We start from the raw sequence: 21,298 nt of genomic DNA, 5'->3' as shown, positions 1-21,298 counted from the left end.
CACTGATTCCCTGATGACGGCGCCTGCGCGCCGCCGGATTGCCGTGCCGACGTCTGTCTTGCCTGTTACACCCCCGATGCGCTCCGCGGTCTGCGTCCAGCGCGAGCGCCTGTGCTGATGGCGATCCGTCAGCTCCCCGAGATCCTGATCAACCAGATTGCCGCCGGCGAAGTCGTCGAGCGGCCTGCGTCCGTGGTCAAGGAACTGGTCGAAAACGCACTCGATGCCGGCGCCACCCGCGTGGATATCGAGCTGGAAGAGGGCGGCGTGCGGCTGATCCGTATCCGCGACAACGGTGGCGGCATCACCCCCGACGAACTGCCGCTGGCGGTGTCGCGGCATGCCACCAGCAAGATCGCATCGCTGGACGATCTGGAAACCGTGGCCACGCTCGGATTCCGCGGCGAAGCCCTGCCGTCGATCGCCTCGGTCAGCCGTTTTACGCTGACCTCGCGCCGCCACGATGCCGAACATGGCTCCGCACTGGAGATCGATGGCGGGCGCCTGAGCGAGGTGATGCCACGCGCGCACGCGCCCGGCACCACGGTCGAAGTGCGCGAGCTGTTCTTCAACGTGCCGGCGCGACGCAAGTTCCTGCGTGCCGAGCGCACCGAGCTGGGGCATATCGAAGAATGGTTGCGCTCACTCGCGCTGGCGCGCCCGGATGTGGAATTGCGGGTCTCGCACAACGGCAAACCGTCGCGTCGCTACAAGCCGGGCGATCTGTATTCGGATGCGCGGCTGGGCGAAACCCTGGGCGAGGATTTCGCGCGGCAGGCCTTGCGCGTCGATCACAGTGGCGCCGGCCTGCGGCTGCATGGCTGGGTCGCGCAGCCGCATTACTCGCGCGCCAGTACCGACCAGCAGTATCTCTACGTCAATGGCCGCTCGGTGCGCGATCGCAGCGTCGCGCACGCGGTCAAGATGGCCTATGGCGATGTGCTGTTCCATGGTCGCCAGCCGGCCTACGTGCTGTTCCTGGAACTGGATCCGGCGCGCGTGGACGTCAATGTGCATCCGGCCAAGCACGAGGTGCGTTTCCGTGAGGCGCGGCTGATCCACGACTTCGTCTACCGCACCTTGCAGGACGCGCTGGCGCATACGCGTGCCGGTGCGATGCCCAACAGCGTCGGCACCGAGGGCGCCAGCGACGCGGTTTCGGCGTCGGGCGGCATGCTCGACCGTCCAAACTACGGTGCCGGAAACGGCAGTGGCGGCGGTGCCGGCTACGGTCAGTGGACGCCATCGCAGACCCCGCTGGGCCTGCGCGTGGACGAGGCGCGTGCGGCCTACAGCGCGCTGTATGCGCCGCCGTCCAGTGGCGCGCAGCAGCAGTCTGCCGCCTTGCCGGAGGGCGCCGGGATGGGCTTGCCGGCGACTGCCGCGGACAGTGGCGTGCCGCCGCTGGGGTATGCCGTCGCGCAGTTGCACGGCATCTACATCCTGGCCGAGAACGCCGAAGGCCTGATCGTGGTGGACATGCACGCCGCGCACGAACGCATCGGCTACGAGCGGCTCAAGAACGCGCACGACAGCATCGGCCTGCACGCACAACCGCTGCTGGTGCCGATGACGCTGGCGGTGGGCGAGCGCGAGGCCGACACCGCCGAGCGCGAAGCCGACACGCTGGCCAGCCTAGGCTTCGAGATCACCCGCGCCGGCCCGCAGTCACTGCATGTGCGCAGCATTCCCGCGCTGCTTGCCAATGCCGACCCGGAGGCGTTGTTGCGCGATGTGCTCGGCGATCTGCGCGAGCATGGCCAGAGCCGGCGCATTGCCAGTGCGCGCGACGAACTGCTCTCCACGATGGCGTGCCATGGCGCGGTGCGCGCGAACCGGCGCCTCACCGTGCCGGAAATGAACGCACTGCTGCGCGATATGGAAGTCACCGAGCGCTCGGGGCAATGCAACCATGGCCGACCGACGTGGGCACGGTTTACGCTGGGCGAAATCGATCGCTGGTTCCTGAGGGGGCGCTGATGGCTGTATTGCACAAGGGGAACCACTGGCTGCTCGGCATGCTGGTGTGTGCGGCGCTGGCCGGCTGCGGCAAGGATGCACCGCCACCGGCAGTACCGGCCGCACTCGACAAGGCCTTCCTGGCCGACAACGCGGCTTGGCGCGAAGCGCGCCTGACCGAGTTGCGCGCGCCCGATGGCTGGACCAGCCTGGTCGGCCTGCACTGGCTGTCGCTGAAGGCGCATTACATCGGTAGCAGTGCCGACAGCGGCATCAGGCTGGCGGTCGGGCCGCCCAAGATGGGCATGGTCGCGACCGAGGCCGACACGGTTTGGTTCGTGCCCGAGCGCGGCGCAGCATTGACCGTCGACGGCAAGCCGCTGACCGGCAGGATCCGCTTCCAGTCCGATCGCGACCCGCAGCCAACCTTCATCCATTTCGATGACGGCAAGGGCGTGTTGAGCCTGATCCATCGCGGTGACCGCAACGCGCTGCGGGTCAAGCATGCCGACGCGCCATCGCGCAGCCACTTTGCCGGGCTGGATTACTGGCCGGTCGATCCGTCCTGGCGCATCAGCGCGCGTTATGTGCCCAACGATGTCGGCAAGACCATTCCGATCGTGGACATCGTCGGCATCAGCAGCGAACAGCCCAACGCCGGGGCAATCACCTTTGAGCGCGATGGCAAGGCGTATCGGCTGGAGACCATCGGTGAACCCGGGCGGCCGATGTTCGTGGTGTTCGCCGACCGCACCAGTGGGCACGGCAGCTATCCGGCCGGGCGCTTTCTCGACCTGGACGTGCCCGACGCCTCCGGGCATGTGGTCGTCGATTTCAATCGTGCCTACAACCCGCCGTGCGCGTTCACTCCGTTTGCGACCTGTCCGCTGCCGCCGCCGGAAAACCGCATCGACCTGGCGGTGTCGGCCGGCGAGAAGACCTACAAGGTGCCGCACTGACGTGGAGACCAACGTGGTGAAGGTAAGCATGCGCACCCGGCTCGCAGCCTGGAGCAGCAGTGCGGTCATCGCTCTGGCGTTATGGAGCGGGGCGGTCGCGCCGACTTGGGCGCGTGCCGGCAACGAGGCTCTGGCCGGTCCGCCGGTGCCGCTGTTGTGGAAGGTCGATGGCAAGGGCGGCACGCTGTATCTGCTGGGTTCGTTCCATGTGCTCAAGCCCAGTGATTACCCGTTGTCGCCGGATGTGATGCAGGCCTTCGCCAAGGCCGACCGGCTGGTGTTCGAACTGCCGCCCTCCGATGCGCAATCGCCCGAACTGGCCGGCCGCATGCTGCAGGCGGCGCGGCGCAGCGACGGGCGTCGCCTGCAGGATGCACTGGATCCGAAGACCTGGCAGGCGCTGACCACCTACGCCCGCAAACACGGGATGCCGGTGGACAGCCTGCAGCCCCTGGAACCCTGGTTCGTGGCGCTGACGATCAGTCTGGCGGAGATGAGCCGGCAAGGCATGGACCCGAACGCCGGGCTGGACCATTACCTGATGGCGCAGGCACAGGCGAGCGGCAAACCGGCCGATGGGCTGGAGCGGGCCGAAGAGCAGATTGCCTTGCTCGATGGCATGTCGCCGACCGAACAGCATCAGCTGCTGGAGGAATCGCTGGACGATGCGGGCGCCAACGATCAGCTGCGTGAGCTGCACGCGGCCTGGCGCAGTGGCGATGTGCGTACCCTGTCCACGCAGATGGCCGAAGAAATGCGGCATCACTACCCAGCGCTGTATCAGGACATCAATGTCGAGCGTAATGCGCGCTGGGTGCCGCGGCTGGAGCAGCGGCTGGGCAAGGGCAGCGGGACCACGCTGGTGGTGGTCGGTGCGCTGCACCTGCTGGGAAGCGATGGCGTGGTGGAGCGTCTGCGCGCGCGTGGCTATCACGTGGAGCGGATCTGCTCGGCCTGCGCGGAGCAGGCCGGCCGCTGATTGGCTGCGCCCTGGAGCGGCTCACGCTCCAGGCGCCGCGCCTGTCTTACCCGCGGTTGCGGGCCTTACCGGTGGTGCCGGCGCTACCGGCCGTGCCATGCGTGCCGGTGCCCATCGGGCCGCTGCCCATGCCGCTGGCACCCGGCGGCGGCGTACCAGGGCCGCCCGGACGGCCGAAGCCAGCGCCGAAGTTGCGCTGGAATTCCTGCCACAACTCCAGGTTGCGCTCGGTCAGTTGGTTCATCATCGCCCACGGGGTCTGCCCGAGCAGGTTGCCCATCTGTTGGCGGAACTGCTGCTGCTGATCCAGGAACACCTGCATGCTGCGTTCCAGGTAGTTACCCATGAAGCCCTGCAGCGAGTCGCCGTAGAAACGGATGATCTGACTCAGCAACTGGGTCGACAGCATTGGCTCGCCGTCCTGTTCGCGGTCGGCAATGATCTGCAGCAAGACCGCGCGGCTGAGGTCTTCGCCACTCTTGGCGTCGCGTACCTCGAATTCTTCGCCGTCGATGATGAGCTGACGCACATCCTCGATGGTGATGTAGCTGGAAATTTCCGTGTCGTAGAGACGGCGATTGGGATACTTCTTGATGATGCGAAGTCCGGCCATGGAACGTTCACTCACAACGATAGTGCGCGCAGGATGGCGCACCGCAGCAGCCCTTGCAACCGCCACAAGGCCTTATTTTCTTAAGTAGACACCTAAAAAATGTTGCGCAGCATGATTTTCAAGGGTTTTTATGCTGCATCGCAAAGTTGCAGCAAACTTCACCAGCCCATGTGGTGGCCGCCGTTGATATCCAGATTGGAGCCGGTGATCCAGGCGGCCTCTTCCGCAACCAGGAATGCCACCGCATAGGCGATTTCTTCCGGCCGGCCCAGGCGGCCAGTGGGGATATCGGCAACGATCTTGGCGCGCACCTCTTCCGGGACCGCCATCACCATGTCGGTGGCCACATACCCCGGCGACACGGTATTGACGGTGACCCCGAACGCGGCATTTTCCCGCGCCAGCGAGATGGTGAAGCCGTGCATGCCGGCCTTGGCAGCCGCGTAATTGGCCTGCCCGTACTGGCCCTTCAGGCCATTGATCGAGCTGATCTGGATCACCCGTCCCCAGCCGCGCTGGCGCATGCCTTCGATCACCGGGCGGGTGACGTTGAACACCGAGTTGAGATTGGTGTTGATGACGTCGTGCCATTGCTCGGCAGTCATGCGGTGGAAGGTGGTGTCGCGGGTGATGCCGGCGTTGTTGACCAGTATTTCGATCGGCCCCAGCGCTGCCTGGACGTCCTCCACCAGGCTGCGCGCATGTTCGGAGGACGCCACATCGCCGCGGAACAGGGCGATGTCGTAGCCCTGGGTCTGCATGCGCTGCTGCCACGCCTGGGCCTTTTCGGCATTGCGGAAGTTGCTGGCCACCCGGTGGCCCTGGTCGGCCAGGCGCTTGCAGATGGCAGTGCCGATACCGCCGGTGCCGCCGGTGACCAATACGACGCGAGATGTCATGACGACTCCAATGGACAGGTAAGACTGGGGGCGGGCGGGGCACAGGCGCGCTGCCTGGCCCGACGCCGGTGCCGGGGCGCAATTCTAGTCACGCCGGGGCTGCGATGCGCGTCCGTCCGCGTCCAGATGCAGGTGCCGGGGCAACCGCAGTGGCGAAAAATGCTGCGCCGCATGCTGCAGCAAGGTGTCCAGCGCCGCCCGGCGCGGCAAGGCTGCCGGCTGCTGTCCCAGCACGGCCCAGGCGGCGTGCAGGGCCGGTTGCGGATCGGCGTCGTCCAGCGCAGGCGCAGCGTGCGACTTGGACAGCTTGCGGCCGGTGTGATCCAGGATCAGCGGCAGGTGCAGATAGCGCGGTTGCGGCAGGCCCAGCGCGCGCTGCAGCAGCAACTGGCGCGGCGTGGAGTCGAGCAGGTCGGCGCCGCGCACGACATCGGTGATGGCCTGCGCGGCATCGTCGACCACCACCGCCAGCTGGTACGCCCAGTAGCCATCGGCGCGGCGCAGCACCACGTCGCCGACCTCGGTATGCACGTCCTGCACCACGTGACCCTGCAGCGCGTCGTCGAAGCCGACCGGCGGCTGTGGCGGCACCCGCAGGCGCACCGCCCGGCGGACGCCCAGCGGCGCCACGCAGGCGTGGTGGATGCCGCCCATGCCGGCAAGGTCGGCCCGGCTGCAGCTGCATTCGAACGCCAATCCCGCCTCCAGCAAGGTGGTGACGGCGGCGGCGTACTGTGCGTGGCGCTCGGATTGATACAGCACCGGCAGGTCCGAGTGCAGGCCGAAGGCGGCCAGCGTGCGCAGCTGGCGCGCGGAGGCGCCGGGTTCGGCACGCGGCGGATCGATGTCTTCTATGCGCACGCACCACTGACCGCCGGCGTGCCGCGCGAGCAGCCAGCTGCCGAACGCCGCCAGCAGGGAGCCGAAGTGCAGCGGGCCGGTCGGGGAAGGCGCGAAGCGGCCGCGGTAGGGGAGAGCTGGCATGATCGGCTGAATCGTCGGTCAGGTGATCGCTTGATTTCAAGCGCTGACGACCGCAGATCTGCTGCAGCTCATCTTGCTCGCGTGGAGTCGTCGCACCATGTTCAACCGCATTTTCCTGTTCCTGCTGACCAATTTTGCGGTGCTGGTGCTGGCCGGCATCGTGATGTCGGTGCTGGGCGTCAATCCCGCGCAGATGAGCGGCTTGCTGGTGATGGCGGCCGTGTTCGGGTTCGGCGGCTCCTTCATCTCGTTGCTGCTGTCCAAGTTCATGGCCAAGCGCAGCACCGGCGCGCAGGTGATCAGCGAGCCGCGCACGCCGACCGAGCGCTGGCTGCTGGCGACGGTGCGCCGTCAGGCCGAGGCGGCCGGCATCGGCATGCCGGAAGTGGCGGTCTACGACGGCCCGGAGATCAATGCCTTCGCCACCGGCGCCAACCGCAACAACGCGCTGGTGGCGGTGTCCACCGGGCTGCTGCAGAACATGAGCCAGGACGAGGCCGAGGCGGTGCTGGGCCATGAAATTGCGCATGTCGCCAATGGCGACATGGTCACCATGGCCTTGCTGCAGGGCGTGCTCAATACCTTCGTGATCGTGCTGGCGCGCGTGGTCGGCGGCGTCATCGACAGCGCCATGTCGGGCAATCGCGACGGTGGCCGCGGCTTTGCCTACTACATCATCGTGTTCGTGCTGGAGATGGTGTTCGGCCTGTTCGCGACGATGATCGCGATGTGGTTCTCGCGGCGCCGCGAATTCCGCGCCGATGCCGGTGGCGCGCAACTGGCGGGCCGCGGCAAGATGATTGCCGCACTGGAACGCCTGTCGCTCAACCATGGCCAGAACAGCCTGCCTTCGCAGGTGCAGGCGTTCGGCATTTCCGGCGGCGGTGGCGATGGGTTGCGCCGGCTGTTTCTGAGCCACCCGCCGCTGTCCGAGCGTATCGCCGCGCTGCGCGCCGCCAACGGTGCGGCGATGTAAGACGGTAGCGCCAACCCATGTGTGCCGCCCAACAAAAAACCCGCGTGCTGCGGGTTTTTTGTTGGCTGGAGCGCGGCGGCAGTGATGCGCTACGGCGGCAGGTCTCAGCCGAACTCGTAGTTCATCAACGGCCCGGTCGGGGCGACGAAATCGCCTTGCACATAGTCCACCCCGGCGCTGAAGAAGGTGCTCATCGACTGCGCATCGGCCACGAACTCGGCCACGGTGAGGATGCCGGCTGGCTGCGCGCGCGAGGTGATCTCGCGGATCTTTTCCTGGCTTTCGCGCGCCGAGGCCACTTCGCCGGTGATGCCGCGATCGAGCTTGAGGAAGGCCGGCTGGAAATGCGCCAGCAGCTGGAACGAGTCCAGGCCCGAGCCGAACTGTTCCAGCCCGACCTTGCAGCCCATCGCCGACACCGCCGCCAGGAACTGCTGGGCATTGCGCAGATGGGTGAACACCTTCGATTCCGGCGTCTGCAGCCACAGCCGTTCACCCGGCACGCCGTACACGGCCAGCTGCTCGCGGATGATGTCGATCATCTGCGGATCGGAGAACGAGTTGGGCCCGATGCGTACCAGCAGGTGCGTCCTGTGTCCTGCACGTTGCCGCTCGCCGAGCTGGCGGATCGCGCGCGCCACCACCCAGCGGTCGATCTCGGTGATCAGATCGTGTTCTTCGGCGATCGCCATGAAGGCGTTCGGCGACATCATCTCGCCGTTGCGCTCCAGCCGCAGGAAGGCCTGGTACAGCTCCAGCGGCTCGCCCTGCAGGTTGAGCACCGGCTGGTAATGCAGCAGGAAGCCGTCGCCGACCAGCGCCTCGCGCAGTTGCTGCACCCAGCGCTCGATGCGTTCCTCTTCGGCCCGGTCGGCTGCTGCCGGGTCGTAGATGCTGACCGCATTGCCGCCGAGCTCGGCGGTGGTGCGCACCGCCTCGGTGCCGCGGTTGAGCACCTGGCCGATGCTGGCGATCTTCTCGCCGATCTGCACCCCGCCGATGCTCACCGTCACCGTGGCCGAACGCGCGCCGATGCTGAAGACGTGCTGCGCAAAGGCGTCACGTACCAGCTCCGCCAGTGCATGCGTGCGCGCGTAATTGCCGTCCATCAACAATGCAAAGCTGTGCTCGCCGAAACGCGCGGCGACCACGCTGTCGTCGCTTACGCTGGCCACATGTGCGGCCAGCGCGGCGATCAGCGCGTCGGCCGAATCCAGGCCGATCTCGGGCAGCAGGCGCGCGTAGTGGTCGGGCTCGATCAGCAGGAAGCCGGACTGGCCTTCGCTGCGGCCGGCGCGCGCCACCGCCTGTTCCAGCGCCACCATGAAGGTGGGGCGGTTGAGCAGGCCGGTGACCTGGTCGCGCTGGCGCAGGTCCTCGACCTCGCGCGCCAGCTCCGGGTCGAATTCCTCGCGACGGCGGAACACCACCTGGATGCACGGCTCGCCTTCGTAGGTCGCGGTGGCGAACTCCATCGTCGCCGGGAAGGTGTCGCCTTCGAGCCGGCGCGCGTCGACCTTGTACTGCGCCGGCGGCGGCTCGCCCTTGGACATCGCCTTGAGCAGCTGCTTGAAGTCGTCGACGTACTGGGCGGCGATCATGTCCAGCAGCGACACGCCCTCGACATCGTCGAACGACTCGAAGCCGAACATGTCCAGATACGCCTCGTTGGCGCGGATGTGCATGCCTTCGTGCACGTAGGCGATCGGGTCGCGCGAGGAGGCGATCAGGGCATCGCAGCGCCGTTCGGTCTCGCGCATCTGTGCCTCGATGCGGCGCAGGCCACGGCGTGCCTGCAGGTCGGCCCATTCCGAGCGCACCAGCGCCAGCAGGTGTTCGGGGCGATGACGCAGCACGATGGCGCGAATGCCATGTGCCGCGGCCTCGACCAGCGCGTTTTCCTCGATCCGCTCGGCCAGCAGGATGATCGGAATATCCTTGCCGCTGCCGGCGATCTGCTGGTGCAACGCGCTCATCGGGATCTGCAGCGCCTGCCCGTGCAGGGCCAGGTCGATCTGCCCCGACAGCATGCTGGCGAGCTCTTCCGGTGTCTGTGGCCGCGACGGACGCACTGCGATGCCGCCGTTGCGCAGCGCGGTCACGATCGCCTCCGCGCTTTCGACGCTGTCGTCGACGATCATCAGGCGGAGGGTGAGATCTTTGCCTTTTTGCATGCGCGTTTCCCTAGCGACGGGCTTTAATACACGAAGGAACTCGGCTGCGTCCATGTCTGTGGACAAGGCCGCATCCGGGGTGAGACTCAGGCCACGTTTCCATGTGTTGAAGCTGATATCAGGCCACGCTCCCGGCGGCATGGCCGGACGCCCATGCCCACTGAAAGTTGTAGCCGCCCAACCAGCCGGTCACATCCAGTACCTCGCCGACGAAGTACAGGCCGGCCACCAGGCGCGACTCCATGCTCGCACTGGAGACCTGGTTGGTATCGACACCTCCCAGCGTTACTTCAGCGGTGCGATAGCCTTCGGTTCCACTGGCGATCAGCGGGAAGGCGGCCAGCAGGTCCGCTGCGGCCTGCAACTGCGGCGGGTCGAGCTGGCGGACCGGCTTGTCCGGCAACCACACCTCGCACAGGCGCTGGGCGAACCGCCGCGGCAGCACGTCGGCCAGCACGTTGCGCAGTTCGGTGGCGCCACGCTGATTTTTCTGGTCGCGCAGCCAGGCCGCGGCGTCCTGGCCGGGCAGCAGGTCCAGGCGCAGGTCGTCGCCGGGCTGCCAGTACGAGGAGATCTGCAGGATGGCCGGGCCGCTGACGCCGCGGTGGGTGACCAGCATGAAGTTGCGGAAGCTGACCCCGTTGCACTGCGCCTGGACCGGTAGCGCCAGCCCGGACAGGTCCTGCAGCCGTTCCTGGTGCTTGCCGCTCAGGGTCAGCGGCACCAGCCCGGCACGCGTCGGCAACAGCGTGTGGCCGAACTGCTGGGCCAGCGCATAGCCGAAGCCGCTGGCGCCCATGCTCGGAATCGACAGCCCGCCGGTCGCTACGATCAGCGACTGCGCCTGCACGCGTCCCTGGCTGGTCTCCACGCTGAAGCCGTCGCTGCCGCGCTGCACCGATTGCACCTTGCAGTCGGTACGCACCTGCACGCCCGCCGCCTCGCACTCGTCCAGCAGCATGCGCACGATCTGCTTGGACGAGATGTCGCAGAACAGCTGGCCCAGCTCTTTCTCGTGATAGGCGATGCCGTGGCGCTCGACCATCTCCACGAAATCCAGCGGGCTGTAGCGGGCGAGGGCGGACTTGCAGAAGTGGCGGTTGGCCGAGAGGAAGTTGCCCGGCGTGGTGCCGGTATTGGTGAAGTTGCAGCGGCCGCCACCGGACATCAGGATCTTCTTGCCGACCTTGTTGGCATGGTCGATCACCAGCACCTGGCGGCCGCGCCGGCCAGCAGTGAAGGCACTCATCAGTCCGGCCGCGCCGGCACCGATGACCAGCACGTCGCAACGCATGCTCATTCGGCCGGGGCTTGCCGCACCATCGGGGTCAGGGTGACGCTGCCGTGGTCGGCCAGCATCTGCACCTCGCCGTCCTGGATGATCACGTCGAAGCGCATGCCGCGCTGGATCAGCGCGCCCAGCGCTTCGGTGGCCTGCGAGTCCAGCTCGATCACACGCAGGTTGCGCTGCCGGCTAAGCGCGTTGGCCTGCTTCTTCCACCAGGTTTCGGTGGCCTGGCCGCCATAGCCGATCACCACCGCCTCGCGCGACCGATTGCAGGCCTTGCGCACCCGGCTTTCGTCCGGCTGGCCGAGGTCGATCCACAGGTCCGGGTCGCCGGTGTAGTCGCGCCGCCACAGGTCGGGTTCGTCCTCGTTGCTGAGGCCGCGGCCGAATTCCAGGCGGTCGTCGGCGAACAGCGCGAACGCCAGCAGCCGCACCATCAGGCGCTCGTCGGTTTCGGAGGGGTGCTGGGCCAGGGTCAACGAATGGTTGGCGTAGTAGCCACGGTCCATGTCGCTGATCTGGAGTTCCGCCCTGCGGACGGTGGCGGTAAGGGCCATCAGGATGCCGGTTGCAAAGGGCATTTATGATACGCCCCCGTTGCAATGCCGGCGTGTTGCGGTCAGCGCCGCGCCATCTCGGCCAGCCAACGGTCCAGCTGGGCGGCAAATGCCTGGCGGTCGCGCGGGTGCAGGGCCGCGGGCCCGCCGGTGACCACGCCGGCGCCGCGTAGTTCTTCCAGAAAGCTGCGGACCGACAGGCGCTCGTTGATGCTGTCGCGGGTAAACGGCTCGCCACGCGGGCTGACGGCGGCCGCGCCCGCCTCCAGTGCGCGAGCGGCCAGCGGAATGTCCTGGGTGACGACCAGGTCGCCTGCGGCCACCCGTGCGGCAATGGCATCGTCGGCCGCGTCCGCTCCTCCAGGCACCTGCAGCGCACGCACGTGGGCCAGGCGAGGGGTGGGCAGGAAATGATTGGCGACCAGCGTTACCGCGGTGCCGGTACGTGCGGCGGCGCGGAAAAGGATGTCGCGGATGACTGCGGGGCAGGCATCGGCATCGACCCAGATATGCGGGCGGGACAGCAGGGGAGGCGTATTCATGTGCTGAAATCGAGAGGGAAGGGGCCTGACAGGTGGTCAGATTCGGCCTGACAGTAAAAAATTTGACGCAAGGTGTCGCTTTTTGCTGGGAACGCGAGTACTGTGCACGCACTGTGTTTGCAAGGGTCACCGTGAATCGTGGCCTGATGCAGCCGGATCGTTACAGATCTCGCTTCATCGTTCCGCTTTACCAACGCCTGCAACTCAGTCTCAGCTCCGGCTTTTCGGACGCTGCGATTTATCCATCTATAGTTCAGGAGTTTGTAAATGTCAGATCGTCAGAGCGGTACCGTGAAGTGGTTCAACGATGCCAAGGGCTTCGGCTTCATCACCCCGGAAAGCGGCCCGGACCTGTTCGTGCACTTCCGTGCCATCCAGGGCACCGGCTTCAAGTCGCTGCAGGAAGGCCAGAAAGTGACCTTCGTCGCCGTGCAGGGCCAGAAGGGCATGCAGGCTGACCAGGTGCAGGCGGTCTAATCCGTCTGCAACCGTAAGGTTGCCAAAAACGCCGGTCGCGCAAGCGACCGGCGTTTTTTATTGGGCGCGATTTGATCAGTGCCGCAGGCAGCGTCGGGCGGTTCGACCCGCTCAGGTGAGCGCAGCGACGACACGCCAGTCGGTAGCATGTGCGCTTTCCGCGTGCAGCCTCTTCCATGATCACTGTCCACCATCTCAACAATTCCCGTTCCCAGCGCGTGCTGTGGCTGCTGGAGGAACTGGCGCTGCCGTACCAGATCGTGCGGCATGAGCGCGATCCCAAGACCATGCTGGCGCCGGCGGCATTGCGTGCCATCCATCCGCTCGGCAAGTCGCCGGTGGTTGTCGACGGCGATCTGACCGTGGCCGAGTCCGGCGCGATCCTGGAGTTCCTGACCGAACGCTACGACACCGAATGCGCGCTGTCGCCGCCGCCGCGGCCGCTGGAGTCGCCGGAGCGCCTGAAGTTCCGTTACTGGATGCATTACGCCGAAGGCTCGGCAATGCCGCCGCTGCTGATGACGCTGATCTTCGGGCGGATTCGCAGTGCGCCGATGCCGTTCTTCGCCAAGCCGATCGCACGTGCAATCGTGGACAAGGCCATGTCCGGCTTTGTCGGTCCGCAGCTCAAACTGCATCTGGACTGGATGGAGCAGTCGCTGCAGGCAAGCGAATGGTTTGCCGGTGAGCGCTTCACCGCAGCCGACATCCAGATGAGCTTCCCGGTGCAGGCCGCCGCTGCACGTGGCGGCGGGCTGGAAAGCTATCCGCGTCTGCGCGCGTTTCTCGCGCGCATCGAAGCGCGTCCGGCGTACCAGGCCGCGCTGAAGAAGGGCGGCCCGTTCGAGCTGATGGGGCGCAAGCCCGCCGAGTGACGTTGCGGTATGCGCCCAGGGAAGCTACAGGTCACCGTGCTTCGACGGTGTCCTGCCAGGGTTAGGCGAATCCCCAATCCCGACTCCCCAATCCCGTACCGCCCAATCAAGGCGCCCGACATTGCCGCAGGAACTGCAGCGTGTCGCGCAGCACGGGCGAGCGCTCGGGCGGTTTGCGCAGCGCCAGCACGATGCCGAGATGGCCCATGCCCGGGTAGACCTTCAACTCGGCCGTGCCGCCCTTGCGTTGCAGGGCGTGCTGCAACGAGGTGCTGTTCTGCAGCTCGACCACGCGATCGGCATCGCCATGCAGTAGCAGCATCGGCGGTTCGTCGCCGCCGACATAGCGCACCGGCTGCGATTGCTGTTGCGCGGCCGGTGCCTCGCCGAAGATCTCGATCAGCTCCGGGTCGGTCAGCGGCAGGAAGTCGTAGGGCCCTGCCAGACCCACCACCCCGCACAGTTGTCGGGGTTGCAGGCCTTGCACCTGCAGCCAGCGCGCGTCGGTACCCAGCAGCGCGGCCATATGCGCGCCGGCGGAGTGGCCCATCACCGCCAGGCGCGTCGGGTCGCCACCGTAGTCGTGCGCATGCCGATAGCCCCAGGCGGTGGCGCCGGCAGCGTCGGACATGAAGCCCTGCAGGCCGACCTGCGGATACTTGCGGTAGTCGGCCACCATCGCCACCACGCCCTGGCGCGCGAGCGCGCGTCCGACCCAGCGATAGTTGGCGCGCGTCCCGCGCTTCCAGGTGCCGCCATAGAAGAACACCACCACCGGTGCATCCACCGCGCCGCGCGGCTGGTAGACGTCCAGGGCCAGACCATGCGCCGGATCGAACACCTGGTCGCGGTGCTCGACAATGCCGTCGCGGCTGGAGGCGGCGTTGATGCCGCCAAAGAACACGCTGCTGCAGGCAGTCAGTGTCAGCGAGCCGAGCAGCAGCAGGGCGGGGCGAAACCAGCGGGAAGTGCGCGAGGGCATGGGCGATGTCGTTTGAGGGGCGGGGAGGAATAACGCGGCGGATGTTGCCTGCGTGTGCAGGACGAGCCCGTTTGCTGGCGGCCAGCTGCTCGAAGATACGGTACGTGCGCAACACCGGATGCGTGGTTGCCCATGCGAAGTTCACTGTCGTTGGCCTACGCTGGCATGCATGACGACTCTGCAGTTTGACAACCGCCTGCGCCAGCAGCTGCCCGGTGATTCCGAACAAGGTCCACGCCGCCGCGAGGTACGCGCTGCATGGTCGACAGTGATGCCGACGCCGGTGGCCGCGCCGCGCCTGCTGGCGTATTCGGCCGATGTCGCCCAACGGCTGGGGCTGGATGAGGCCCAGATCGGCAGCGCGCAGTTTGCCGAGGTATTCGCCGGCAACGCGCTGTACCCGGGCATGCAGCCGTGGGCGGTCAATTATGGCGGGCACCAGTTCGGCCATTGGGCCGGCCAGTTGGGTGATGGCCGCGCGATTTCGCTGGGCGAGGCAATCGGGGTCGATGGCGGTCGCTACGAGTTGCAGCTCAAGGGCGCCGGTCCGACACCTTATTCGCGCGGTGCCGATGGCCGGGCGGTATTGCGCTCGTCCATTCGCGAATTCCTGTGCAGCGAAGCGATGCATCATCTGGGCGTGCCGACCACGCGTGCGCTGAGTCTGGTCACCACCGGCGATGCGGTGGTGCGCGACATGTTTTACGACGGCCGGCCGCAGCGCGAGCCGGGCGCGATCGTATGCCGGGTGGCGCCGTCGTTCATCCGCTTCGGCAACTTCGAGTTGCCCAGTGCGCGCGGCGATCTGGCGCTGCTGCGGCAATGGGTGGACTTCACCATCGCGCGTGATTTCCCACAGCTGCAAGGTGCTGGCGAGGCGCTTTACGCAGCCTGGTTCGCGCAGGTCTGCGAGCGCACCGCGCTGATGGTGGCGCACTGGATGCGGTTGGGCTTCGTGCATGGGGTGATGAACACCGACAACATGTCGATCCTGGGGCTGACCATCGATTACGGCCCCTACGGCTGGGTCGACGACTACGACCAGGACTGGACGCCGAACACCACCGATGCGCAGGGCCGTCGCTACCGCTTCGGCACCCAGCCCCAGGTCGCCTATTGGAACCTGGGGCGCCTGGCGCAGGCGCTGGCGCCGCTGTTCGCCGACCAGGTGCAGTTGCAGCTGGGGCTGGACCGCTTCCGCGATACCTACCTGGCCTGCGATCGCCGCGACACTGCCGCAAAGTTGGGTCTGGCCGACTGCCGCGACGAGGATCTGCAGTTGATCGATGCGCTGCGCGCGTTGATGCACAACGCGGAAATGGACATGACGCTGACCTTCCGCGGCCTGATCGCGTTGGTGCCGGAGCATCCGGATCCCGATCTGTTGCGTGAGGCGTTCTATGACCAGGACAAGCGCCTCGCGCATGCCGCGCAGCTGCAGGACTGGCTGCTGCGCTACGCTGAGCGGCTGCAGCAGGACACGTTGTCGCCGGAGGTGCGGCGCGAACGCATGCGCCTGGCCAACCCGCGCTATGTGCTGCGCAACTATCTGGCGCAGCAAGCGATCGATCTGGCCGAGCAGGGCGATCCGTCCGGCGTAGAAGAGTTGCTGGAGGTCATGCGGCACCCGTACGACGACCAGCCGGGCCGCGAGGCGTTTGCCGCACGGCGGCCGGACTGGGCGCGTGACCGCGCCGGTTGCTCGATGCTGTCCTGCAGTTCCTGACGCGCTCAGATGCAGGTATGTCGTAAACGCGGCGCCGCAAGTCCGCGCAGCCTAGAATAGGGTGGTCCCCACCGGCCTAGACGCCACCACCACCATGACTGACTGCACCCGCTGCGCCGGCACCAATTCTTCCGGACCCAACCAATGGTCCGAGCGAATCCGCGACATCGCCGATTTTCCCAAGCCGGGCATCGTCTTCAAGGACATTACGCCGCTGCTGTCGGATGGCCCGGACTTCGCCTCGGCGCTGGACGAGATGGCGCAGCCCTGGCGCACCACGCCGCTGGATGCGGTGCTGGGCATCGAGGCGCGCGGTTTCATCCTGGGGTCGGCGCTGGCGCGCGAACTACGTACCGGCTTTGTGCCGGTGCGCAAGCCCGGCAAACTGCCCGGGCGTACGCTGGTCCAGGAATATGCGCTGGAATACGGTACCGACCGCATCGAAATGCACGAGGACGCGTTGCCACGCGGCGCGCGCGTGTTGATCGTCGACGATGTGCTTGCCACCGGCGGTACGCTGCGCGCGGCCTTGGGTCTGGCCGCACAGCTGGAGCTGGAAGTGGTCGGCGCGGCGGTGCTGGTCGAACTGCTGGCGCTGCAGGGCCGTGAGAAATGGGCCAATGACGTGCCGTTGCTGGCTACCTTGAGCTATTGATCCAGGCAGCTTGCTGATCGAGCAGCTTGCCGATCAGGCTTTCTGAAAACAGGAATGCGCAAGCGTGCGCATCCCTGTGGAGCGTGCGGCAGACGCTATCGCTGCCGCTCGATCGGTTGGTCGGCAGGGTCGCTGCCGCGCGTTGATTACAGCTTGCTGACCCGGAACCGGCGTCCCTTGATCTTGCCTGCATGCAGATGCGCCAGCGCCTTGGCGACCTGCGCGCGGGCGATGGCGACATAGGAGCGGGTGGGGAAGATCGCGATCTTGCCGATCGCCGCGCCCGATAGTCCGGCTTCGCCGGTCAGCGCGCCGAGGATGTCGCCGGCACGCAGCTTGTCGGTCTTGCCGCCGTCGATGCGCAGCGTGGTCATGGCCGCCTGCGGCAGCTGCGCCGGGCGGGCGGTGGCCAGGGGCGCGCGCGACCACTTCAGCGGCTGGCCCTGTTCGGCTTCCAGCGCCTGCGCGCGGCCGCTCTCGCGCGGGGCCACCAGGCTGAGCGCCAATCCGCGCTTGCCGGCGCGCGCGGTGCGGCCGATGCGGTGGCGGTAGGTTTCGGTATCGGTGGGCAGCTCGTAATTGACCACTGCCGACAGGTCTTCCACGTCGAGCCCGCGTGCGGCCACATCGCTGGCCACCAGCACGTTGCAGCTGCGGTTGACGAAGCGCACCAACACTTCGTCGCGGTCGCGCTGTTCCATGTCGCCGTGCAGGGCGAGCGCGGAGAAGCCGAACTCCTGCAGCGAGCCGGCCACCTCGTCCACTTCCTTGCGGGTATTGCAGAACACCACGCTGGATTCGGGATTGAAGCGCAGCAGCAGGCCGGCGACGGCCTTTTGCCGGTAGGTCGGGTCGACCTCGAAGAATTGCTGGTCGATTTCCGGCGCGTTGTCGGCGCCCTCAACGGTGATTTCGACCGGGTCCTTGAGGATCTCGCGCGCCAGCGTGCGGATGATGTCCGGGAAGGTGGCCGAGAACAGCAGGCTCTGGCGGTGCTTGTCACAGCGGCTGGCGATCTCGCGGATGGGTTCTTCGAAGCCCATGTCGAGCATGCGGTCGGCCTCGTCCAGCACCAGCGTGCGCACCCCGCCCAGATGCAGGGCGCGCTTGCGGGCCAGTTCCTGGATGCGGCCGGGCGTGCCGACCACCACTTGCGGGTCGTGCGCTTCCAGCGAGGCCAGCTGCGGGCCGAGCGGCATGCCGCCGGTCAGCACCACCAGCTTCATGTTGGGGATGCCGGTGGCCAGCTTGCGCAACTGCTTGCCGACCTGATCGGCCAGCTCGCGGGTGGGGCACAGCACCAGCGCCTGCGCGCGGGTCAGCGCCGGGTCGAGCTTCTGCAGCAGGCCCAGCCCGAAGGCGGCGGTCTTGCCGCTGCCGGTCGGCGCCTGGGCGATGACGTCCAGCCCCTGCAGGATCGGCGGCAGGCTCTGTGCCTGGATGGGTGTAAGGACGGTGTAGCCAAGGGCGTCGATGCCGGGGGCCAGGGCCGGCGACAGCGGCAGCGCGGAGAATTCGTTCATGGCGCATTTTAGCCCGGGATTGGGCAGTAGGGATTCGGGATTCGTCACCGCGACAGCGTGCGCTTTTGCCAATCCCGAATCCCCAATCACCAATCCCGTACAATTACGCCATGCCTTTAATTACTCTGCAAAGCGTCGACTACAGCGTCGGCGGCCCCTTGTTGCTGGAAAAAACCGACCTCACGATCGAGCCGGGCGAGCGTATCGCCCTGATCGGCCGCAACGGCGCCGGCAAATCGACCTTGATGAAACTGATTGCCGGCGAGCTCAAGCCCGACGACGGCGAAGTGCGCGTGCAACAGGGCGTGCGCATCGCGCGGCTGGAGCAGGAAGTGCCGCAGGGCACCGGCGGCAGCGTGTTCGATGTGGTGGCCGACGGCCTGGGCGAGCTGGGTCATTGGCTGGCCGAGTTCCATCAACTCAGCCATGCCGAGGTGTTCAATGCCGACGCGTTCGGCAAGGTGCAGGCCAAGATCGATGCGGCCGACGGCTGGGCGCTGGATCAGCGCGTCAGCGAGACGCTGACCAAGCTGGAACTGGACGGCGATGCGGAGTTTGCGCGGTTGTCCGGCGGCATGAAGCGGCGCGTGCTGCTGGCGCGCTCGCTGGTGTCCTCGCCGGATGTGCTGCTGCTGGACGAGCCGACCAACCATCTGGACATCGAAGCCATCGACTGGCTGGAGTCGTTCCTGAAGAACTGGAACGGCAGCGTGTTGTTCGTCACCCATGACCGGCGCTTCCTGCGTGCGTTGGCCACCCGCATCGTCGAGATCGATCGTGGTCAGGTCACCAGCTGGCCGGGCGACTGGGCCAATTACGAGCGGCGCCGCGAAGAGCGGCTCAATGCGCAGGCGCAGGAAAACGCGCGCTTCGACAAGATGCTGGCGCAGGAAGAAATCTGGATCCGTCAGGGCATCAAGGCGCGGCGTACCCGCGACGAAGGCCGTGTGCGGCGTCTGGAATCGATGCGCAACGAGCGCGTGCAGCGCCGCGACCTGACCGGCAATGTGCGCATGGAAGTCTCGCAGGGCGAGTCCTCTGGCAAGAAGGTGATCGAGGCCAAGGAAGTCGGTTTCGCATTCGGCGCGCGCACGATGGTCAAGGATTTTTCGACCATCATCCAGCGCGGCGACCGCATCGGGCTGATCGGCCCCAATGGCAGCGGCAAGACCACCTTGCTGAAGTTGCTGCTGGGCGATCTGCAGGCGCAGCAGGGCGAGATCCGCATCGGCACCAATCTGCAGATCGCCTACTTCGATCAGTACCGTTCCACGCTGCGCGAGGACTGGAGCGCGATCGAGAACGTGGCCGAAGGCCGCGACTTCATCGAGATCAACGGCAAGCGCAAGCATGTGCATGCGTATCTGCAGGACTTTTTGTTCACCCCCGAGCGCGCACGTGCGCCGATCACCCGGCTGTCCGGTGGCGAGCGCAATCGGCTGCTGCTGGCCCGCCTGTTCGCGCAGCCGTCCAACCTGCTGGTGATGGACGAACCGACCAACGATCTGGACGTGGAAACGCTGGAGCTGCTGGAAGAGCTGCTGGGCGAGTACACCGGCACCTTGTTGCTGGTCAGCCATGACCGCGACTTCCTCGACAACGTGGTGACCTCCACGCTGGTGATGGAGGGCGAGGGCCTGATCGGCGATTACGTCGGCGGGTACAGCGATTCGTTGCGTCAGCGTCGCACCCCGGCGCCCAACGCGATGGCGGTCGCCAAGGCATCGGCGACGGCGGCGGCGACTACGTCGGTGGCGGCTGCGCTGCCGGCCGATGCCGCGCCCAAGCGCAAGCTCAGCTACAAGGACGCGCGTGAGCTGGAGCAATTGCCGGCGTTGATCGAAACCCTGGAGCAGCAGGTTGCGGCACTGACCGAGGCGATGAACGACCCGGCTTTCTACCAGCGCGACAGTGCGGCGATGGCCGCGCATACCGCCGCATTGGGCGATGCGCAGGCTCGGCTGGATGCAGCGTTCGCGCGCTGGAGCGAACTGGATAGTTGACGGTCGGGCCGGTGCGCGACTGCGTGCCGGCCTTGTGGATGTGTGGAGCGATAACTGGCACCACGCCTCCCACTACAGGGGTGGCAGCCGTGGGGCAGCGCGTCGCGTAAAACACGCGCTGGATACGCACCGGTGAACACCGATCACCAACACGCTGTGTTGATCGTGCTGTGTCCCGTGATTGCGGGATGCGTCTGGCAGGCAGCGCCTAGTCGCAGGCACTCGCAGGCGCCACGAATGCCGCAAACGTCAGCCCGCGTGCAGCCCAGGCGGTGGCGGCTTCGTCGAGGATATCCAGCAAGGTGTCGCGGTCGTTCGGTGCAGTGCGGGCTAGCGCATCGGCGCCGTCGATCAGCAACGCATAGCCATGCGACGCCGGCAGCCACGCCAGATCGCGCAAGGCATCGGAGAGCGCGTCCCAGTTGCGGCCGAAGCCGGCCGGGAAGTCCAGCTGGGTGGCCAGACGCATCAGCAACCTGTGCTTGTCGCTGCAACTGGCCAGGTCCACGCGCAGGATGTGCAGGCCTGCATCGCGTGCGAGGGCCGCCATGGTGTCCAGGTCGTCGGTCTCGGCCTGGTAGACGCCCGATTGCTGCGGGTCGGACAGGTCCAGCGCGAAGTCACCTGCGCTCATGGCGCCTGCTCCGGGGCCGGGCCCTGGAACGATCTGAAACTCTGGTAATGATCGTCGCTGTAATACCACGCCTGCGGTGGCGTACCGCCGGTGACGATGCGGCGCGCACCGCGATCGGGACTGCCTGGGGTTTCCACGGTGTATTCGTGGTAGTAGCCGCGCGGACGCTCGGGCAGGCGCTGCTCACGATTGCCGAACACGCTGCCGTCCTGCGGATGCGGGAATGGCCCGCCGCGCTGGATCAGCACGATCGTGGCCATGGCCTCGGTTGGCAGAAACCCCGGCAACGCTTGTTGCTGCGGTGAGCGTTCGACCGGTGCTGCCGCGGCGATCGGCGCGCTGAGCTGCGGCGCGAAGTGCGGCTTGGGTGTCTGCATCGCGCGCATGCCCCACAACCCGGCGACGAGCAGCACGATGGCGACGATCAGCAAAGCGGGCTTGCGCATGACGTTTCCGGAAGCAGGGTGTTGGGACGGCAGAGCAAGTATGCCGC

Annotated in this window: 20 protein-coding genes; 9 read left to right on the top strand and 11 right to left on the bottom strand. The window is 66.7% G+C overall.

The features are described 5' to 3' along the window. The first annotated feature begins 117 nt into the window (after positions 1–117). From mutL to AC1PLA_RS12325, 3 genes are read left to right on the top strand one after another with little or no spacing between them, the layout of a single operon-like run. Positions 118–1,980 (top strand): DNA mismatch repair endonuclease MutL, encoded by a 1,863-nt coding sequence (gene mutL / locus AC1PLA_RS12335; RefSeq protein ID WP_481104626.1) that lies wholly within the window; start codon positions 118–120, stop codon positions 1,978–1,980. Beyond that, entirely contained in the window at positions 1,980–2,918 is a 939-nt protein-coding gene (locus AC1PLA_RS12330; protein WP_481104625.1) for a DUF1684 domain-containing protein, read from the top strand. The genes mutL and AC1PLA_RS12330 overlap by 1 nt, the downstream gene beginning before the upstream one ends. Positions 2,919–2,946: 28 nt before the next feature. Then, on the top strand, positions 2,947–3,897 hold the full coding sequence (locus AC1PLA_RS12325) for a TraB/GumN family protein (protein WP_481104624.1): 951 nt from the start codon (positions 2,947–2,949) through the stop codon (positions 3,895–3,897). A 46-nt stretch (positions 3,898–3,943) separates the two neighbouring features. Here AC1PLA_RS12325 and phaR read toward each other — a convergent pair whose 3' ends face one another. The 3 genes from phaR to gluQRS form a co-directional block, all read right to left on the bottom strand. Then, positions 3,944–4,510 carry a polyhydroxyalkanoate synthesis repressor PhaR gene (gene phaR / locus AC1PLA_RS12320; RefSeq protein WP_039526896.1) on the bottom strand — a complete coding sequence of 189 codons (567 nt, stop codon included), beginning with the start codon at positions 4,508–4,510 and terminating at the stop codon, positions 3,944–3,946. Between the two features lie 158 nt (positions 4,511–4,668). Then, entirely contained in the window at positions 4,669–5,409 is a 741-nt protein-coding gene (gene phbB, locus AC1PLA_RS12315) for a beta-ketoacyl-ACP reductase (protein ID WP_024939297.1), read from the bottom strand. Positions 5,410–5,493: 84 nt separating this feature from the next. After that, positions 5,494–6,393: a tRNA glutamyl-Q(34) synthetase GluQRS gene (gluQRS, locus tag AC1PLA_RS12310; RefSeq protein ID WP_481104623.1), complete on the bottom strand. Its 900-nt coding sequence runs from the start codon at positions 6,391–6,393 to the stop codon at positions 5,494–5,496. 97 nt (positions 6,394–6,490) lie between these two features. Between gluQRS and htpX the strand changes: the two genes are divergently transcribed. After that, a complete protein-coding gene (htpX, locus tag AC1PLA_RS12305) occupies positions 6,491–7,369 on the top strand; it encodes a protease HtpX (protein ID WP_104554203.1) in 879 nt (292 codons plus the stop codon). Between the two features lie 104 nt (positions 7,370–7,473). On the opposite strand, the gene AC1PLA_RS12300 is transcribed toward htpX, so the two are convergent. From AC1PLA_RS12300 to AC1PLA_RS12285, 4 genes are all read right to left on the bottom strand, one after another. Continuing rightward, a complete protein-coding gene (locus AC1PLA_RS12300) occupies positions 7,474–9,543 on the bottom strand; it encodes a GGDEF/EAL domain-containing response regulator (protein WP_481104622.1) in 2,070 nt (689 codons plus the stop codon). Positions 9,544–9,661: 118 nt separating this feature from the next. Beyond that, complete coding sequence (locus tag AC1PLA_RS12295) at positions 9,662–10,843, bottom strand: BaiN/RdsA family NAD(P)/FAD-dependent oxidoreductase (RefSeq protein ID WP_016904531.1); 1,182 nt, start codon at positions 10,841–10,843, stop codon at positions 9,662–9,664. Beyond that, a complete protein-coding gene (locus AC1PLA_RS12290) occupies positions 10,840–11,388 on the bottom strand; it encodes a YaeQ family protein (RefSeq protein WP_024939301.1) in 549 nt (182 codons plus the stop codon). The genes AC1PLA_RS12295 and AC1PLA_RS12290 overlap by 4 nt, the downstream gene beginning before the upstream one ends. A 62-nt stretch (positions 11,389–11,450) precedes the next feature. Beyond that, on the bottom strand, positions 11,451–11,930 hold the full coding sequence (locus AC1PLA_RS12285; RefSeq protein WP_481104621.1) for a YaiI/YqxD family protein: 480 nt from the start codon (positions 11,928–11,930) through the stop codon (positions 11,451–11,453). Positions 11,931–12,197: 267 nt separating this feature from the next. Here AC1PLA_RS12285 and AC1PLA_RS12280 point away from each other — a divergent pair, with 267 nt between their 5' ends. Both AC1PLA_RS12280 and AC1PLA_RS12275 read left to right on the top strand, forming a co-directional pair. Next, positions 12,198–12,407: a cold-shock protein gene (locus AC1PLA_RS12280; protein WP_006451993.1), complete on the top strand. Its 210-nt coding sequence runs from the start codon at positions 12,198–12,200 to the stop codon at positions 12,405–12,407. A gap of 176 nt (positions 12,408–12,583) precedes the next feature. Beyond that, complete coding sequence (locus AC1PLA_RS12275) at positions 12,584–13,282, top strand: glutathione S-transferase (RefSeq protein ID WP_047125232.1); 699 nt, start codon at positions 12,584–12,586, stop codon at positions 13,280–13,282. A gap of 106 nt (positions 13,283–13,388) precedes the next feature. Here the strand turns inward: AC1PLA_RS12275 and AC1PLA_RS12270 are convergent, their stop codons facing one another. After that, positions 13,389–14,264, bottom strand: coding sequence for an alpha/beta hydrolase (locus tag AC1PLA_RS12270; RefSeq protein ID WP_411758075.1), 876 nt, complete (start codon positions 14,262–14,264; stop codon positions 13,389–13,391). A 169-nt stretch (positions 14,265–14,433) separates the two neighbouring features. On the opposite strand from AC1PLA_RS12270, the gene AC1PLA_RS12265 reads away from it, so the two are divergent. Together AC1PLA_RS12265 and AC1PLA_RS12260 are read left to right on the top strand one after the other, a co-directional pair. Further along, positions 14,434–15,990 (top strand): protein adenylyltransferase SelO, encoded by a 1,557-nt coding sequence (locus AC1PLA_RS12265; protein WP_481104620.1) that lies wholly within the window; start codon positions 14,434–14,436, stop codon positions 15,988–15,990. Positions 15,991–16,084: 94 nt separating this feature from the next. Further along, the gene (locus tag AC1PLA_RS12260; RefSeq protein ID WP_053051362.1) at positions 16,085–16,645 is read left to right on the top strand and encodes an adenine phosphoribosyltransferase; all 561 of its coding nucleotides are present in this window, start codon (positions 16,085–16,087) and stop codon (positions 16,643–16,645) included. Positions 16,646–16,791: 146 nt separating this feature from the next. Here AC1PLA_RS12260 and dbpA read toward each other — a convergent pair whose 3' ends face one another. Further along, positions 16,792–18,168 carry an ATP-dependent RNA helicase DbpA gene (gene dbpA, locus AC1PLA_RS12255; protein ID WP_104559569.1) on the bottom strand — a complete coding sequence of 459 codons (1,377 nt, stop codon included), beginning with the start codon at positions 18,166–18,168 and terminating at the stop codon, positions 16,792–16,794. A 110-nt stretch (positions 18,169–18,278) separates the two neighbouring features. Between dbpA and AC1PLA_RS12250 the strand changes: the two genes are divergently transcribed. After that, positions 18,279–20,171 carry an ATP-binding cassette domain-containing protein gene (locus tag AC1PLA_RS12250; protein ID WP_104559570.1) on the top strand — a complete coding sequence of 631 codons (1,893 nt, stop codon included), beginning with the start codon at positions 18,279–18,281 and terminating at the stop codon, positions 20,169–20,171. Between the two features lie 208 nt (positions 20,172–20,379). Here the strand turns inward: AC1PLA_RS12250 and AC1PLA_RS12245 are convergent, their stop codons facing one another. Then, entirely contained in the window at positions 20,380–20,805 is a 426-nt protein-coding gene (locus AC1PLA_RS12245) for a barstar family protein (RefSeq protein ID WP_024940420.1), read from the bottom strand. Beyond that, positions 20,802–21,251: a guanyl-specific ribonuclease gene (locus AC1PLA_RS12240; RefSeq protein ID WP_016904848.1), complete on the bottom strand. Its 450-nt coding sequence runs from the start codon at positions 21,249–21,251 to the stop codon at positions 20,802–20,804. Before AC1PLA_RS12240 ends, AC1PLA_RS12245 begins: the two co-directional genes overlap by 4 nt. Positions 21,252–21,298: the final 47 nt, after the last annotated feature.

The sequence above is a fragment of the Xanthomonas sp. NCPPB 1826 genome, from assembly GCF_056725285.1.
Note: the sequence above shows the minus strand (reverse complement) of the source record. Positions and strands in the feature narration are given on the sequence as shown.